Here is a 16,089-nt window from a genome sequence, read left to right as displayed (position 1 = left end):
ATGCAGGCGGTTTCTGCAAACCGCTGATCTGGCGAAACGGGGAGCACCCATCCAGTAGGAATTGCACCTAAAGAGTTGAAAAGGATGCACTACATCCAATTTTCAGCTTGTGCAAAACCGAAAAATGGTTTATGCTCTCTCGTTTCTGTCAGAATGCATCAGATCCCATGCCCGTGAGGGTATGGATGGAGATGAAAATGAAGGTAGCAGCTTCGGTTAAACGCATGTGCCGTAACTGCAAGATCGTTAAGCGCAAGGGTGTTGTGCGCGTGATCTGCAGCGACCCGCGTCACAAGCAGCGTCAAGGCTAAAGAGGTAAAGTAAAAAATGGCTCGTATCGCCGGTATTAATATTCCGCCGAATCAGCATGCCGTGATCGGTCTGACCGCCATCTATGGTATCGGTCTCACCCGTGCTCGCGACATCTGTGATGCTTGCGGAATCCCGCAGTCCAAGTTGGTCAAGGACCTCAATGATGAAGAACTCGAAAAGATCCGTGATGCGGTCTCGAAGTTCGTCGTCGAGGGTGACCTCCGTCGTGAAATTCAGCTTTCGATCAAGCGTCTGATCGACCTCGGTACTTATCGTGGCATGCGGCATCGTCGCGGTCTGCCCTGCCGTGGTCAGCGTACCCGCACCAATGCCCGTACCCGCAAGGGCCCGCGCAAGGTTGGTGTCACGCTTAAGAAGTAATTTAGAGGATTAGCATGGCTGGCAACACTAATAAAAATTCCGCGGCTTCGGCTCGCGGTCGTAAGAAGGTTCGCAAGGTTGTGACGGAAGGCGTCGCTCACGTCCACGCGTCCTTCAATAACACTATCATCACGATCACTGATCGCCAGGGCAACGTCATTGCGGCGTCCTCCTCCGGCGCTCAGGGTTTCAAGGGCTCCCGTAAGTCCACGTCTTTCGCTGCTCAGGTTGCTAGCGAAAAGGCTGGCCGTACGGCTCTTGAATATGGTCTTAAGAACGTTGACGTTCAGGTTTTCGGGCCCGGCCCGGGACGTGAAAGCAGCATCCGCGCTCTGAATGCCCTCGGCATCCGCGTTACCTCCATCCAGGATGTGACCCCGGTTCCGCACAATGGCGTTCGTCCGTCGAAGCGCCGTCGCGTTTAATTTCTTTTAATTTTTCCGTGTCCTTTCTCCACAACCGGGAGAAAAGACTGAATGCGGTTTTATCCGCAGGATAAGAGAGGCTAATTTTAAATGGCACGTTATCTCGGTCCCAAGCTCAAGCTTTCGCGTCGCGAAGGGGGCGATCTTAACCTTAAGAGCGCCCGCCGTCCCTTCGAAGACAAAGTGAAGGATGCTAATACTAAGCCGGGCCAGCACGGCAAAGTTTCCGGCACTCGTATGTCGGACTACGGCAACCAGCTTCGCGAAAAGCAGAAGGTCAAGCGTATTTACGGTCTGCTCGAGCGTCAGTTCCGCCGTTATTTCAAGAACGCCGAAGCGATGCGCGGCAACACCGGTACCAACCTGCTGCTGCTCCTCGAGAGCCGTCTTGACAACGTGGTTTACCGTATGGGCTTTGCATCCACCCGTGCAGAAGCTCGTCAGCTCGTGAGCCACGGCGCGATCGCTGTCAATGGCAATCGCGTGAATATTCCTTCCGCCTCGGTTAAGCCCGGGGATGTTGTCTCCATCCGCGAAAAGGCCCGTAAGCAGGCCCGTATCGCTGAGGCTCTTGAACTCGCCGCCGGCACCATGCCCAGCTGGGTTGCTGTCGATGCCAAGAAGTTTGAAGGCACCTTCAAGAACCTGCCTGAACGTCAGGAGTTCGCTCCTGATGTGAACGAACAGCTCGTCGTCGAACTGTACTCTCGTTAATCAGGCCCCTGATGGTCCGGATCGTAGTGCGATCCGGTCCGTCAAGTGCAGGAAAAGCGCGGATAGTCCTTTTGGGGCACTGTCCGCGTTTCTTTACTTTTAAGCCCCTGACCTCCATCAGCCTTATCGGTGTAACGAGCCGAGGGTATTGAATAGGAACGTCGATTTATGTTTAATGCAGAACTGCTCAAGCCGAACAACATTGATGTCGCGCTTGATGAGAAGAATCCGAACCGTGCCGTGATCACGCTCGAACCGTTCGAGCGCGGCTATGGTCACACCCTGGGCAATGCGCTCCGCCGCATTCTCCTCGCCTCCATGGTGGGCTATGCCCCGACCGAGGCTGAGATCACGGGTATCGTGCACGAATACTCCCAGATTGAAGGCGTGATGGAAGATGCCGTCGACGTCCTCCTCAATCTGAAGGGCGTGATCTTCAAGCTTGAAGGCCGTGAGGAAGTTTCTCTGGTTCTCCGCAAGAAGGGCAATACCGTTGTGACGGCGGCCGACTTCGACCTGCCCCATGACGTCGTGGTGCTGAATCCCGATCATGTGATCGCTCACCTCACTGGCGGCCGTCTTGAGCTGAAGGTGAAGGTTGAGAAGGGCCGCGGCTATCAGCCGGGCAACGTGCGTGCTTTCGCTGACGATCATTCCCGTCAGCAGATTGGTCATCTCCTGATGGATGCTTCCTTCAGCCCGATCGTCCGTGTCGCCTATCAGGTGAGCCCGGCCCGTGTCGGTCAGAGAACTGACCTTGATAAGCTCGCGCTCGAGATCGTGACGAACGGCGTTATCACGCCGGAAGAAGCTCTCCGCGAATCCGTCCGCATCCTCCAGGATCAGCTGTCGATCTTCGGCTCCATCAAGACCGCTGCTGCTGACAAGGCTGAACCCGAGGAAGAAAGCTCCGTCAACAATCCGCTGCCGCTTGATCCGGTTCTTATGCGTCCGATTGATGACCTCGAACTCACGGTTCGCTCCGCGAACTGCCTGAAGGCCGAGAGCATCTCCTACATCGGCGATCTGATCCAGCGCACCGAGAACGAACTCCTGAAGACCCCGAATCTGGGCCGCAAGTCCCTGAACGAGATCAAGGAAGTCCTCGCTGCCCACGGTCTTACGCTCGGCATGAAGCTTGAGAACTGGCCACCCCAGGGTCTTGAGCGTTAATTTGTAATTGCAGTTGCGCAAAGCCGGCGTTTGGTGTAATCTCCGCCTGCTTTGCGCTTCGCAAAACATTGCTTTACCCGTCCGCCTCCTGGTTTCTCTCGAGGATAGAAGAGTCGGGATTCTTCTGCCTTTGCCGGCAGATCTCAAAACTAATAGGAATTTACAAAATGCGTCATCGTTTAGGTCTTCGTAAGCTTAACCGCACCAGCGCCCATCGTCTGGCCATGTTCCGCAACATGTCCGTCTCCCTGCTTCGTCACGAAGCCATCAAGACGACCCTGCCGAAGGCGAAGGAACTCCGCCGCGTGGTTGAGCCCCTGATCACCCTTGCCAAGAACCCGACCCTGGCCAACCGCCGCCTCGCGTTCAACCGCCTCCGTGATCGCGAGATCGTTCAGAAGCTGTTCGATGAAATCGGACCGCGCTTCGCCAACCGCAACGGCGGCTACACCCGCATCCTCAAGATGGGCTTCCGCCCGGGCGACAACGCTCCAATCGCCTACATGGAACTGACCGAAAAGGCTGCTCCGAAGGCTGAGCCGGTTGAAGAAGAAAACAAGTAATTTCTGATTCAGCTTAAAGCCGCCGGCAGTCTCCGGACTGCCGGCAGTTTGAATCGAACGGGTCTTTTCCTGCAAAGGGGAAGATCCGTTTTTTCTTGCGGGGAACGCCGTGGATCAGTCTGAAAATTCAACTGTCAGAATCGATAAGTGGCTCTGGGCCGCCCGTTTCTTCAAGACGCGGAGCCTCGCCCAGGAAGCGCTTGAGCTCGGACGCGTGCGTGAGAACGGGGACCGGATCAAGCCGTCCCGGCAGCTGCGCACCGGGGAGCTTCTTTCAGTCACTCGCGGCGAGGACACGATGGAAGTTCTCGTCACGGGGCTGAGTGACAAGCGGGGATCGGCGACAGACGCCGCGAAGCTCTATGAGGAAACCGAGTCGAGCAAGGCGCTGAGGCGCTCAAGGAAGGATATTCTGAAGCTTGCCGCGGAGCCCGCGGGAAGCATCCGGGGAGGGCGCCCCACGAAGCGTGAGGGACGGAAGCTCCGGAACTTCAGGAACAGCTTCTGAGAAGGCAGCAGAAAAACCTGGCTTGCGCCAGGTTTTTCTTTACCGGAAAGTGAGTGTCCGGATCAGTACTCGTAGCCTTCCTTCAGCCAGCGGGCGACATCGAGCGAGCAGTACGTGAGGATGCCGTCAGCGCCGGCGCGCTTCGCGCAGATCATCGTTTCCATCGTGATCTTCTTTTCATCGATTGCGCCTGCGGCAGCCGCGAACTTCAGCATGGCGTATTCGCCCGACACGTGGTAGAGGAAGGTCGGAGCCTTGAACTCTTCCTTCACGCGCCACAGCACGTCAAGGTACGGAATGCCAGGCTTCACCATGACCATATCCGCGCCTTCCTGCAGGTCATAGCCGACTTCCCAGAGGGCTTCGTTGCCGTTTGCCGGATCCTGCTGGTAGACGTTCTTGTTCGAGCGGCCGAGGTTCGAGGAGGAACCCACGGCGTCGCGGAACGGGCCGTAGTACGAGGAGGCGTACTTCGCGGAGTAAGCCATGATCCGGGTATAGATCAGGTTCTCTTTCTCAAAGGCGCGGCGGATCGTGCCGATACGGCCGTCCATCATGTCAGACGGGGCAATCACGTCAGCGCCCGCGCGGGCCTGGCAGAGGGACTGCAGCACGAGCTGCTCCACGGTCTCATCATTCATGATGAATCCCGTGTCGTCGATCAGGCCGTCCTGGCCGTGCGTCGTGTAGGGGTCGAGCGCGACGTCAGTCATGATGCCGAGCTCAGGGAACTTCTCCTTCACCGCCTTGATCGTGCGGGGAATGAGACCGTCCGGGTTGTGGGCTTCGCGGCCGTCCGGCGTCTTCAGTTCCTGTTCAATATGCGGGAAGAGTGCGATCATCGGCACGCCAAGATCAACGCACTCCTGGCAGACTTCGAGCAGTTCATCGATCGAAAGACGGGAAACGCCCGGCATCGTCGGGATGGGGTCGCGGCGGTGTTCGCCCTCCTGGACAAAAACCGGCAGGATCAGATCGTTCGGAGAAAGCGTCGTTTCACGGACGAGTCTGCGGGAAAAGCTGTCATGACGGTTGCGGCGCATGCGCACCATAGGAAACTGACCAAGAGTCTGCATCGAATTGCCTCAAAGGTATTAAAACAAGAGCGTCCGGGGGCGGGCTGTGCCGCGCTGGACGCGTCTATTGGGATTAGCCGGAAGGATCAGAGACCGAGCCACCCGTCGAGGGTTGCCCGGAGCTCTTCCACACCGGTCTTCTTCAGCCCGGAGAAGTACTGCACGGAGACCGGATTCACGCAGGTTTCCGCGCGCTTCTTCACGGCCGCTATTACATCACGCCGTTCTGAAACCGTCCTTAACTGATCCTCCTTATTGATGAGCCAGACCATCTTCGCAGTGGGGCGGTTTCTCATGAACTCAATCACCCATTCGTCGGAGGGCATGAACGGACGGCGGGCATCCATGATGAGCACGACGCCAAGCAGCGCGCTGCGCTCCGAGATGTAGCCGCCGACGAGGTCAGACCAGGAGGAACGGATGTTCGCCGTGGTCTTCGCGTAGCCGTAGCCCGGAAGGTCGACGAGATACGCGACGGGATGCCGTTCGTGGGTCACCTTGTCCTTGGTCGCGAGCTCAAAGAAGTTGATGAGCTGGGTGCGGCCGGGGGTCTTCGAAGCGAAGGCAAGCTTTCCCTGACGGGTGAGCGTGTTGATCGCGGTGGACTTGCCGGCGTTGGAACGGCCGGCAAAGGCGATCTCCGGCACGCTTGCCGGCGGAAGGTTGTCGAGCTTGCTCGAGGAAACAGTGAAGACAGCGCTTTCGTAGATGCTCACGACGGATCCTATCGGGTATGTATGAGGTTGAATGTTCAGCTGAAGATTATCGCATTAACGGCAATCAGGATTTGCCGAACACCTCGTTCAGCTGCTGCGTCACGCGCACGAACGTCGTACGGAGCGTGAGTTCCTTCAGACGGCGGGCGCCGACATAGGTGCAGGCCGAGCGCAGGCCGCCGAGGATCTCCTGGACGGTGCCGGCAACCGGGCCGCGGGACGGCAGGAACACTTCCTTGCCTTCGGAGGCGCGGTACTTGGCGACGCCGCCGGACCACTTCTCCATCGCCTGCTCGGAGCTCATGCCGTAGAACTGCTTCATCGTCTTGCCGTCCTTCGTGATCGTCTTTCCGGCGCATTCATCGTGAGCCGCGAACATGCCGCCAAGCATCACAAAGTCAGCGCCGCCGCCGAAGGCCTTAGCGATATCGCCCGGGGTCGTACAGCCGCCGTCAGCGCAGATGCGGCCGCCAAGGCCGTGCGCGGCGTCCGCGCATTCAATGACGGCGGAGAGCTGCGGGTAGCCGACACCGGTCATCTTGCGGGTGAGGCAGACGGAGCCCGGTCCGATGCCGATCTTCACGATATCGGCGCCGGAGAGCAGGAGCTCTTCGGTCATGTCGCCCGTCACGACGTTGCCCGCCATGATGACGAGATCCGGATACGTGTCGCGGACCTTCTTGATGAAGTTCACGAACCGTTCCGTGTAGCCGTTCGCGACGTCAATGCAGACATACTGCACGGCGCCCGGGGCCTTGCGGTTCACGCTCTGGAATTTCTCCCAGTCATCGTCTCCGATGCCGAGCGTATAGAAAGCGGTGGCCTTGCGTTCGAGCTCCGTGAAGAACTTCACGAGCTCATCCTCGCTGTAGTGCTTGTCGAGCGCGGCCGACAGCATGAAGGGGTCGAGCGCCTTCGCCATTTCAAAGGTTCCCGTCGTGTCCATGTTGGCCGCGATGACCGGGATGCCGTGATAGGCAACAGGCGCATGCAGGAATTTGAAGTCGCGCGTGATATCTACTTCCGAGCGGGAAATAAGGGTGGAGCGCTTCGGACGGATCAGTACGTCCTTGAAGTCGAGCCGCAGGGTGTTGTCAATATGCATTAAAAAAATCTCCTAACCAAAATCTTGCGCGCGCAAAAAACGCCGGCTCCTTTCACGGAACCGGCGTTAACCTAGTGTACCTTGAATTAAGGCGCAGTGGGAAGCTTTTTTAGAGCGTCGGGAGATGCTCGCCGCGCCAGAGATCTTCTGGCTTCTCGCGCTCGCGGATCACCTGCGAGGTGCTGCCGCTCACGAGCACTTCAGCCGCGCGGGGGCGGGAGTTGTAGTTGGAGCTCATCGCCATGCCGTAGGCGCCGCAGGACGTGATCGCGAGGACGTCACCCGGCTCAATGCAGAGCTCACGGTCACGGCCAAGCCAGTCGCCGCTTTCGCAGATCGGACCGACGACATCATAGGTGCGGGTGGCGCCATCCCGGGGCACGGCCGGCACGATACCCATCCAGGCCTCGTAGAACATCGGGCGGCCCATATCGTTCATGGCGGCGTCGACGATCGCAAAGTTCTTCGTTTCACCGGTCTTATCGCGGATCACGCGGGTGATCAGGATGCCCGCGTTCGCGATGATGGAGCGGCCCGGCTCGAGCGTCACGGCGAGGTGCTTATAGCCGCGGGCTTCAAGGTGATCGAGGATCAGACGCACGAATTCGCGCTTGGAGGGCGGCACTTCGTCCTTGTAGCAGACGCCGAGACCGCCGCCGAAGTCGATGTGTTCGAGCGGAATGCCTTCGGCCGCCAGCTGATCGACGATATCGAGGATCTTTTCCTCAGCGTCCGCGAAAGGCGAAAGCTCCGTGATCTGGCTTCCGATATGGCAGTCAATGCCGACCACGCGGATGGAGGGCATCGCGGCGGCCTGCTTATAGAGTTCCACGGTCTTCTCGTAGGCGACGCCGAACTTATTGTTCTTGAGGCCGGTCGAGATGTAGGGGTGGGTCTTCGCGTCCACGTTCGGATTCACGCGGACCGCGATCGGGGCCACCTTTCCGAGGGAAGCGGCCACGCGGGCGATGTCATTCAGCTCCGGAACGCTTTCGATATTGAAGCAGTGGATGCCCTTTTCGAGCGCGAGAGCGATTTCCTTATCGGTCTTGCCGACGCCGGAATAAACAACCTTCGACAGGTCGCCGCCCGCGGCCTCCACGCGCAGGAGTTCGCCGCCCGACACGATGTCGAACCCGGAACCGAGCTTCGCGAGCAGGCTGATGATGCCGATATTCGAGCACGCCTTCACGGAGTAAAGAATGTGGTGCGGATGAGAGCCAAACGCGCCGTCGTAGTCGCGGAAGGCGGTCTCAATGGCCTTGCGGCTGTAGATGAAGGACGGGGTGCCATACTTGTCGGCGAGTTCCGTCACGGGAACGTCCTCACAGAAGAGCGCGCCGTTCCGATAGGAAAAGCCCGTTTCATCGGGGAGCCAGAAGGAAGTCATGATGTTTTTTCCTGATGTAAGTAAGTGCGGCGGTGCAGGGGGAATCAGCGCTTCGGCGAGGGGGCCTCGGCTGCCTGGCTGCCGCCGGGCGTGAGAGTAATTCTGGTTTCAGTAGAATCGGAAGCGTTCGAAGCAGATCCGCCGTCCGTGTCTTTCTTCTCGATCGGTGTATTCAAAACGGGAATACTGTCCCCCGCCCCGTTTGGAACGGATCTCTTCTTCGGGAGATAAAGCGGCCCCTTCAGTCCGCAGCCCGTCAGCAAGAGCGGGGATGCAAGACCTAAGAGCAGGGCAGTACGTATAAAGGTTCTTTTCTGGATCATGAATCAGACTCTTTTCATTGAAAAAGCGGAGGCGCTCCTTCGGAAAGTTGAAGATTCCGACGCGCTTTCCATGGCTGACGCGGATCGCTCCGGCAATGTTCTCACTATCGAATTCGACAGTGGTGAACAAATTGTAATCAACATTCAGACACCGACTGAGCAGGTGTGGCTTGCGTCGAGGGTGACGGGAGGCTTTCACTTCTCCTGGGACGGCGAAGCATGGAAGGATTCAGACGGTGAGGATTTCTGGAGTGTGCTCGGCCGGGCAGCTTCTCAGCTGTCCGGCGAGACTGTGACGTTTGAGTAACGGGGCTAGAAGAGTTTCAGGAGGGAGTTGAGCGGATCGCTTGACTCACTCTTTTCCCCGCTCGGGGAGGCGCTGTCATGCGACACCTCTCTCGATTCGGAGTAGACCCATTCACCGTCGCTCTGCCTGACTCCAGGCGGGGGCAGGCGGTTGAAGATCGGCTGCCCGCGGGTAGCGGTCTTCATGAAGTCAATCCAGACCGGCTGCACGAGCGTGCCGCCCGTGGCCCTCGATCCGAGGGAATGCATCTGGTCATAACCCATCCAGCCGACCGCGACGAGGTTGCCGGCAAAGCCCGCGAACCACGCGTCGTTCGAGTCATTTGACGTACCGGTCTTCGCGCCGACATCCGGGCGGCCAAGAGCGGAACCCGCGCGGGCCGCGGTGCCGCGGCGCGCGACGTCATTCAGAAGTGTCGACATCACAAAGGCATTGCGGGCCGGAATCGCGCGGATTGTCTCATCGCCCGACTCGCGGTTCGCCTGCGTCATGATGACGCGGCCGCTTTCATCCACGATCTTGTCAATCAGGTAGGGCTGCACGCGGTAGCCGCCGTTCGCGAAGATTGAGTAGGCTTCGCACATCTGCCAGATCGTCACCGTGCCGGAACCGAGCGCGGTGGAGAGGGTCGGGCTGTGGCGCGAGGCGGGGAAGCCGAAGCGCGTAATGAATTCCTGCGCATACTTCGGGCCGATCGCGTCCATCACACGGACAACCGGGATGTTTTCCGACTTTTCAAGCGCGGTATGAAGGGGCATCGGACCCTCGAACCGGCCGTCGTAGTTCTTCGGCGACCAGGCCGTACCGCCCGCCTGACGGGCATCCACGGTGAACGGCGTGTCCTGCAGAATCGTGTTCGGCGTGAAGCCCTTTTCAAGGGAGGCCGAGTAAACGAACGGCTTGAAGCTCGAACCCGGCTGACGCCAGGCCTGCGTCACGTGGTTAAACATGTTGAGGTCGTAGTCGAAGCCGCCGACGAGCGCGCGCGTCGCGCCGTTCCGGAAGTCAGTCGCCATGAAGCCGGTCTGAACCTGCGGCACCTGGGCGAGCGTCCAGCCGCTGTTCGTGTGGCTCACGCGGATCACCGCGCCCGGACGGATCCGGAGCGCTTCAGGAGCGCTCGACTTCAGGTAGGCGGCGCCGAAAGAGTTCGAGGCGCGGTCGAGCGTGATGGTCTTTCCGGAGGCGAAAACCGCCTTGATCTGGGGTGAAGTGCTGAGCACCACAGCCGGAAGCAGGTTCGGGCTCGAAATCACCTTGCGGAGCGCTTCCTTCACAGCCTTTTCCTGATCCGCGGGGTTCGCGGGCAGCGTCATCTGGGCCTCGGCGCCGCGGTAGCCGTGAGCGCGGTCAAACGAAATGATGTTCGCGCGGACCGCGTTGTAGGCCGCTTTCTGATCATTCGAATTGATCGTGAGGTAGACATTGAGACCGCGCGTGTAGGCGTCATCCTTGAAGATGTCGTACACCAGCTGGCGCGCGAGTTCCGTCGCGTACTCAGCGTGGAGCTGCACCGAGTGGCGTCCGGCGATCGCCTCAGCAATCGCGTCCTTCACGTAGACGGGCTTTGCCTGTTCCTGCTGGCTCGTCTGTTCGCTGATGAAGCCGAGCGTAGCCATACGGCCGAGCACGTAATTGCGGCGCATCGTGGCGCGGCGGTTATTCACGACCGGGTTATAGGCAGACGGCGCGACCGGCAGACCCGCGAGCGTCGCAGCCTCACCGACCGAGAGGTCCTTCAGGGGCTTTCCGAAGTAGGTCTGCGAGGCGGAGCCGAAACCGTAGGCGCGCTGACCGAGGTATATCTGATTCACATAGATTTCGAGAATCTGATCCTTCGTGAGCTCATGCTCGAGCTTCGTTGCGATCGCGATTTCGTAGAGCTTACGCATGTAGCTCTTCTCGGACGAGAGGAAGCAGTTACGCGCCACCTGCATGGTGATCGTGGAACCGCCCTGGCCCTTGCGTCCGGTGATGATGTTCGTGACGAGCGCGCGGCCGATGCCGGAGAGATCAACGCCCGAGTGCTCATAGAAGTCAGAGTCTTCAGCCGCGAGAATGGCGAGTTTCACCTGGCGCGGGAGCTCCTGAATCGGGACATAGTCCCGGCGTTCCTCACCGTATTCCGCGAGCAGCTGACCGTCCGCGGACCAGATCTTCAGCGGCAGCTTCGGCTGATAGGTACGGAGGGACGTCATGTCAGGCAGCTGGGCGTAGACGATGGCGAAGAGGAAAGTGAAAAGGAGCAGGCCGCAGGCGACACAGGCCGTGATCATCCCGCCGAGCCATACGAGGGTGCGGGACAGACTGCGCTTCTTCTTTGGTGTGTTGTCCAGATTATTCACGGAAGCAGAAATGCCGGCCGGGATATCACGCAATCAGGCGTTTTATCGCATCCGGTTTGCAAAGGAACCATGGGAAGCTTCATTATAAGAGGGAAAAAGTTTCTCCCACTCTCAGGTATTTACCAAGGTGTGAGAAATCATGAACGTTGAAAAAGATATCCGTTACCGGGGAGAAGGCGGACGGCATGAAGCAGGTGATCTACATGATCGGCATGATGGGTGCCGGAAAGACCACAGTGGGGCGGACGCTCGCGCAGCGGATCGGCTGGGACTTCATTGATATGGACCGGGAGATCGAGCGTGAGCAGGGAAAGCGGATCTCAGAGATCTTCAGCTCAGAGGGGGAGCCCGCGTTCCGCGCGATGGAGACTGATCTCCTGAAACGCCTCGCCGGCCGCCGGAGAACGGTGATCGCGACAGGCGGGGGCGCCGCGCTTTCACCTGAAAACCAGCGGCTTCTTGCGCAGAGCGGACTCGTGATTTACCTTCGGGTGTCGCCTGACGATGTCCTCGCCCGCACACAGGGAGACGCCACGCGCCCGAACCTGATGGCTGACGATAAGCGCGCCCGGATTGAGTCGCTCCTCGAAATCCGTTCCCCGATTTACTGCGCCACCGCCGATATCAGTTTCCGGAGTTCCGGCGCCTCATCCGGTTCTCTTGTCGCCAAAATACTGAAGCACCCCAAGCTGAAGAAGCTGATTGAGGATGCCGATAAGAATCTATAGGGAGTAGCAGATGGTTGAAATAACAGTCGAACTCGGAAGCCGGAGCTATCCGATCGAGATCGGGCCGGGGCTTCTCGCGACGATCGGTGAGCGGGTGAAGACCCTTCGCCCCACCCGGATCGTGATCGTGACGAACACCACGGTAGCGCCGCTATACCTCGCCGCGGTTGAAACTTCCTGCCAGAGCGTGGCTCCTGTGTCGAGTGTCGTGCTTCCGGACGGCGAGAGCTATAAGACGTTTACCGCCGTGCAGCAGGTGCTGGACGGCCTGGTGGCCGCGGGGGCTGACCGGAAGTCTCTCATCATCGCGCTCGGAGGCGGGGTGGTCGGAGACATTTCCGGGTTCGCCGCGTCAATCTGGATGCGCGGGATCCGTTTCGTGCAGGTGCCGACAACGCTCCTCGCTCAGGTGGACAGTTCGGTGGGCGGAAAGACCGGTGTCAATCTCCCGGCCGGGAAAAACCTGATCGGCTGCTTCCATCAGCCCTCCGCGGTTTTCGCGGATACGGAAACGCTTGAGACACTCCCCGCGCGCGAGATTTCGGCCGGGCTCGGTGAAATCGTGAAGCACGGGCTCCTCGGGGACGCTGCTTACTTTGATGAGGTGGAGCGCCGGATGAAGGATCTCCGCTCGCTCGATCACGAGGCGCTCGCCTCTGTGATCGCGGGCTCCTGCCGCCTGAAAGCGTCTGTCGTCGCCCGGGACGAAACAGAGGAGGGGATCCGCGCCACACTGAACCTCGGTCACACCTTCGGACACGCGATTGAGAAGCTCGCGGGGTTCGGCACGTGGCTGCACGGTGAGGCGGTCGGCTGCGGGCTTGTGCTCGCTGCGGATCTTTCGCGTCGCCTCGGGTACCTGACAGACGCCGATGTCTCGCGGATTGAGTCTGTCGTCTCGGCAGCCGGCCTTCCGGTCCGGATTCCGGGGCTGCCGCTTGAGGCCGCCATTCAGTCGATGCGGGGCGATAAGAAGAGTTTCGGGGGCCATATCCGCTTTATTGTTCTGAAGAAAATCGGGGAAAGCGCCATTCAGGAGGTGCCTGACACGATTCTGCGGGAAACGCTGCTTCAGGGCGGCTACGTTCCCTGAGCGGGAATCCTGCTATGGCGAGACTCGCGAGGCTCACGATTCCGGGTCTCCCGCACCATATCCTGCAGTCCGGGGCCGGGGTGCCGGTCTTCCGGAGCGATGACGACTGTCTCTTCTATATTGAGTGCCTGCAGCGCTGCGCCCGGGAGTCCGGCGTGGCGCTGTACGCCTATCTGCTCCTTCCGGAAAGCGTGCGGCTGATCGCGTCGCCGCGGTCAGTTTCCTCTCTCAGCATCTTTATGCGGCGGCTTTCCCGCCGCTACGCGGTCTGGTATAACCGGGTGCACTCGCATACGGGCCCTGTCTGGCAGGGGCGGTTTCACTCGTCGGTGCTTGAGCCGGCGTCGCTTCAGAAGCTCACTCTATATATGGAGGGGCTGCCGGTGCGAGAGGGGTTTGTGAAGCGGCCTGAACAGTATGTCTGGTCAAGCTACGCGCATCACGCCGGATTCAGAACAGATCCGTTTCTGACCGAGCCGGACTCGGGGGATGAATCCCGCGCGCCGCGGGACGCGGCGTGCAGGGCTTACCAGGAACTCTTTAATATGGAGTCTCTTCAGCCGTTCGGCGAGGAGGCGGAGTGGAAGACAAGACGCGGGTGGCCGATCGGATCGGCGCCGTTTGTTGACTCGCTTCCGGTGAGTGAAGAAAGAAAAAGAGCAGCGCGGGGCCGGGGCCGGCCGCGGCGGGAAGGAATCAAGGCAGATGGCAATCGCAATTTATGAGAAGAAGATCGTGGTCACGGAGGCTTCGATCGATATCCTTGGTCACGTGAATAACCGCGAGTATCTGCGGTGGATGGAAGAAGTGGCGATCGAACACTCGGCGGCGCTGGGCTGGCCGCAGGAACGCTATATGGCGGAGCAGCATGTGTGGGTCGCGCGCGAGCACTGGATTGAATACCTCCGCCCGGCGCTTCTCGGGGATCACCTCTCGGTTTACACGTGGCTTCAGGAAACGGCGGGGCCGATCTGCCTCCGCCGCTACGCGGTTGTCCGCGGCCGCACCGTGCTCACGCGCGCCGCGACCGAGTGGGCGCATATCGACTTCAAAACAAAGCGCGCCGTGATGCCGCCCGATAACCTTATCAATGACTTCCCGGTGGTGCCGGCCGATTCCCCGGAACTGAAAGCGCTCGGTCTTGCCCGTCCGGTGAGATGGCTTCCTGTGAGCCTGTCAGAGCGCGCCGGGAATTAAAAGACCCCCAAATCCGGCATTTACAGTCCTGAGAAGCCTGCTTTTCTGTGCGATAATCCTCACAAGCTATACCTGAACGATCGTTCAGGCAGAAACAATAATAAGGTTCGGGCGGCCCTGGGCCGCTGGACAGAAGGCTGATGCAAGAATTTCTCAAAATTGATCATATGACCTTCGGGTTCGGATCCCGCATGATCCTGGACGATGTGTCACTCTCCTTCGGGAAGGGACAGGTCGTTGCGGTGATGGGCGGTTCAGGCATGGGCAAAACCACGATTCTGAAGCTGATCGGCGGACTCCTGAAGCCCTGGAGCGGTCATATTTATATGGCGGGCGAAGATGTCCACGCGCTGAGCCGGGAGAAGCTCTTCGGGCTTCGCCGCCGCATGGGTATGCTCTTTCAGTTCGGAGCGCTCTTCACGGATCTCTCCGTGTTCGAGAACGTGGCGTTCCCGATGCGCGAGCAGACGTCGCTCGACGAAGAGGCGATCCGCGATCTCGTGCTCCTGAAACTCAATACGGTCGGACTCCGAGGAGCGGCTCACCTGATGCCGTCCGAGGTGTCAGGCGGCATGGCGCGCCGCGTGGCGCTCGCCCGCACGATCGCGCTCGACCCGGAGCTGCTCCTTTATGACGAGCCTTTCACCGGTCTTGACCCGATTTCGATGGGTGTCACGGCAAGGCTTATCAAGAATCTCAACTCGGCCCTTCACGCGACGAGCGTCGTTGTGACGCATGACGTGAAGACCACGTTTGAGATCGCTGATTACGTTTATATGATTTCCAATAAGAAGGTTGCGGCTCAGGGGACGCCGGATGAACTGATGAAGTCGGACGATCCGTACGTCCGTCAGTTCCTCGGCGGCCTGCCTGACGGTCCGGTGGCGTTCCACTATCCGGCGCCGCCCCTTGCTGAGGATCTGGGGGTGACGCGATGAATTGGCTGACAGAGCAGATCAGCGCGGTGGGTGCCTGGGTCCTGAATCAGATTGTCCACACGGGACGCTTCGGGCGCTTCTCCTGGCAGGTGATCCGGAAGTTCCCAGCGAGCCTGAAGCGTTTCTCGATTGTCGTGCAGCAGATGATGTTCCTCGGGAACCACTCGCTGCTCATTATCGCGGTGTCGGGTTTCTTCATCGGCGCGGTGCTGGGGCTTCAGGGCTATGACATTCTCGTCACTTACGGCAGCGAAGAGGCGCTCGGCGTTCTTGTCGCGCTCGCGCTGATCCGCGAGCTCGGCCCCGTGGTGACAGCGCTTCTTTTTGCCGGACGTGCCGGCACATCGCTCACCGCGGAGATCGGGCTCATGCGGTCCGGCGAGCAGCTTTCCGCCATGGAGATGATGGGCGTTGACCCGATGCAGCGCGTGATCGCGCCGCGGTTCGCCGCCACGATGATTTCGCTTCCGATCCTCACGATGATCTTCAACGCGGTCGGCATTATCGGCGGCTACGTGGTCGGCGTGTGGCTGATCGGGTCTGACAGCGGCGCGTACTGGTCTCATATACAGGCCTCGGTCGATGTCTTCTCTGATATCGGCAACGGCGTCATCAAGAGCATTGTTTTCGGCATGATCGTGGGTCTGGTGGCGCTCTTCCAGGGCTACACCTCGCGCGCCACGCCGGAGGGAGTCTCGCGGGCGACTACCCGTACGGTGGTTGTTTCCTCGCTCCTCATCCTCGCATTTGATTTCATTATGACGGCGATGATGTTCGCTTCATAAAGAGAAACGG

At 59.6% G+C, this 16,089-nt stretch carries 20 protein-coding genes; 14 read left to right on the top strand and 6 right to left on the bottom strand.

Features of this window, described 5'->3' with window-relative positions; translation table 11 throughout:
* Positions 1–197 precede the first annotated feature (197 nt).
* The 7 genes from rpmJ (at position 198) to M4NBBH2_RS02730 (ending at position 4,076) form a co-directional block, all read left to right on the top strand.
* Entirely contained in the window at positions 198–311 is a 114-nt protein-coding gene (rpmJ, locus tag M4NBBH2_RS02760; protein ID WP_049686664.1) for a 50S ribosomal protein L36, read from the top strand.
* 16 nt (positions 312–327) lie between these two features.
* Complete coding sequence (gene rpsM, locus M4NBBH2_RS02755; RefSeq protein ID WP_116269617.1) at positions 328–693, top strand: 30S ribosomal protein S13; 366 nt, start codon at positions 328–330, stop codon at positions 691–693.
* Between the two features lie 14 nt (positions 694–707).
* Positions 708–1,118 carry a 30S ribosomal protein S11 gene (gene rpsK, locus M4NBBH2_RS02750; protein WP_022442758.1) on the top strand — a complete coding sequence of 137 codons (411 nt, stop codon included), beginning with the start codon at positions 708–710 and terminating at the stop codon, positions 1,116–1,118.
* 90 nt (positions 1,119–1,208) lie between these two features.
* Positions 1,209–1,832 carry a 30S ribosomal protein S4 gene (gene rpsD, locus M4NBBH2_RS02745; protein ID WP_116269616.1) on the top strand — a complete coding sequence of 208 codons (624 nt, stop codon included), beginning with the start codon at positions 1,209–1,211 and terminating at the stop codon, positions 1,830–1,832.
* Between the two features lie 168 nt (positions 1,833–2,000).
* A complete protein-coding gene (locus M4NBBH2_RS02740; RefSeq protein ID WP_116269615.1) occupies positions 2,001–3,005 on the top strand; it encodes a DNA-directed RNA polymerase subunit alpha in 1,005 nt (334 codons plus the stop codon).
* Between the two features lie 167 nt (positions 3,006–3,172).
* Entirely contained in the window at positions 3,173–3,568 is a 396-nt protein-coding gene (rplQ, locus tag M4NBBH2_RS02735; RefSeq protein WP_116269614.1) for a 50S ribosomal protein L17, read from the top strand.
* 109 nt (positions 3,569–3,677) lie between these two features.
* Positions 3,678–4,076 (top strand): RNA-binding S4 domain-containing protein, encoded by a 399-nt coding sequence (locus M4NBBH2_RS02730; protein ID WP_116269613.1) that lies wholly within the window; start codon positions 3,678–3,680, stop codon positions 4,074–4,076.
* A gap of 62 nt (positions 4,077–4,138) precedes the next feature.
* Here M4NBBH2_RS02730 and hemB read toward each other — a convergent pair whose 3' ends face one another.
* The 5 genes from hemB to lptM form a co-directional block, all read right to left on the bottom strand.
* Positions 4,139–5,152 carry a porphobilinogen synthase gene (gene hemB, locus M4NBBH2_RS02725; protein WP_116269612.1) on the bottom strand — a complete coding sequence of 338 codons (1,014 nt, stop codon included), beginning with the start codon at positions 5,150–5,152 and terminating at the stop codon, positions 4,139–4,141.
* 86 nt (positions 5,153–5,238) lie between these two features.
* Positions 5,239–5,868 (bottom strand): ribosome biogenesis GTP-binding protein YihA/YsxC, encoded by a 630-nt coding sequence (gene yihA / locus M4NBBH2_RS02720; protein WP_116269611.1) that lies wholly within the window; start codon positions 5,866–5,868, stop codon positions 5,239–5,241.
* Positions 5,869–5,932: 64 nt separating this feature from the next.
* The gene (locus M4NBBH2_RS02715; RefSeq protein ID WP_116269610.1) at positions 5,933–6,973 is read right to left on the bottom strand and encodes a GMP reductase; all 1,041 of its coding nucleotides are present in this window, start codon (positions 6,971–6,973) and stop codon (positions 5,933–5,935) included.
* A 109-nt stretch (positions 6,974–7,082) separates the two neighbouring features.
* Entirely contained in the window at positions 7,083–8,363 is a 1,281-nt protein-coding gene (gene lysA, locus M4NBBH2_RS02710) for a diaminopimelate decarboxylase (protein WP_116269609.1), read from the bottom strand.
* Between the two features lie 44 nt (positions 8,364–8,407).
* Positions 8,408–8,686, bottom strand: coding sequence for an LPS translocon maturation chaperone LptM (lptM, locus tag M4NBBH2_RS11765; RefSeq protein ID WP_049686525.1), 279 nt, complete (start codon positions 8,684–8,686; stop codon positions 8,408–8,410).
* On the opposite strand from lptM, the gene cyaY reads away from it, so the two are divergent.
* On the top strand, positions 8,685–8,993 hold the full coding sequence (gene cyaY, locus M4NBBH2_RS02700; RefSeq protein ID WP_022443502.1) for an iron donor protein CyaY: 309 nt from the start codon (positions 8,685–8,687) through the stop codon (positions 8,991–8,993). The genes lptM and cyaY overlap by 2 nt on opposite strands.
* Before the next feature lie 5 nt (positions 8,994–8,998).
* Here the strand turns inward: cyaY and M4NBBH2_RS02695 are convergent, their stop codons facing one another.
* Positions 8,999–11,371 carry a penicillin-binding protein 1A gene (locus M4NBBH2_RS02695; RefSeq protein ID WP_116269608.1) on the bottom strand — a complete coding sequence of 791 codons (2,373 nt, stop codon included), beginning with the start codon at positions 11,369–11,371 and terminating at the stop codon, positions 8,999–9,001.
* 113 nt (positions 11,372–11,484) lie between these two features.
* On the opposite strand from M4NBBH2_RS02695, the gene M4NBBH2_RS02690 reads away from it, so the two are divergent.
* The 6 genes from M4NBBH2_RS02690 to mlaE all read left to right on the top strand — a co-directional run bounded on the left by M4NBBH2_RS02690 (position 11,485) and on the right by mlaE (position 16,079).
* Positions 11,485–12,066: a shikimate kinase gene (locus M4NBBH2_RS02690; protein WP_116269607.1), complete on the top strand. Its 582-nt coding sequence runs from the start codon at positions 11,485–11,487 to the stop codon at positions 12,064–12,066.
* Positions 12,067–12,076: 10 nt separating this feature from the next.
* On the top strand, positions 12,077–13,159 hold the full coding sequence (gene aroB, locus M4NBBH2_RS02685) for a 3-dehydroquinate synthase (RefSeq protein WP_116269606.1): 1,083 nt from the start codon (positions 12,077–12,079) through the stop codon (positions 13,157–13,159).
* A 14-nt stretch (positions 13,160–13,173) separates the two neighbouring features.
* The gene (locus tag M4NBBH2_RS02680) at positions 13,174–13,884 is read left to right on the top strand and encodes a transposase (protein WP_116269605.1); all 711 of its coding nucleotides are present in this window, start codon (positions 13,174–13,176) and stop codon (positions 13,882–13,884) included.
* Positions 13,865–14,356, top strand: coding sequence for an acyl-CoA thioesterase (locus tag M4NBBH2_RS02675; protein WP_116269604.1), 492 nt, complete (start codon positions 13,865–13,867; stop codon positions 14,354–14,356). Before M4NBBH2_RS02680 ends, M4NBBH2_RS02675 begins: the two co-directional genes overlap by 20 nt.
* Before the next feature lie 140 nt (positions 14,357–14,496).
* Positions 14,497–15,294, top strand: a complete 798-nt coding sequence (locus M4NBBH2_RS02670) for an ABC transporter ATP-binding protein (RefSeq protein ID WP_116269603.1) — start codon at positions 14,497–14,499, stop codon at positions 15,292–15,294.
* Positions 15,291–16,079 (top strand): lipid asymmetry maintenance ABC transporter permease subunit MlaE, encoded by a 789-nt coding sequence (gene mlaE / locus M4NBBH2_RS02665; protein WP_116269602.1) that lies wholly within the window; start codon positions 15,291–15,293, stop codon positions 16,077–16,079. The genes M4NBBH2_RS02670 and mlaE overlap by 4 nt, the downstream gene beginning before the upstream one ends.
* Positions 16,080–16,089 lie beyond the last annotated feature (10 nt).

Origin of the sequence: Mesosutterella multiformis (assembly GCF_003402575.1) — a bacterium.
In the GTDB taxonomy this organism is placed as follows: domain Bacteria; phylum Pseudomonadota; class Gammaproteobacteria; order Burkholderiales; family Burkholderiaceae_F; genus Mesosutterella; species Mesosutterella multiformis.
This window is presented reverse-complemented; position numbering and strand designations above follow the sequence as displayed.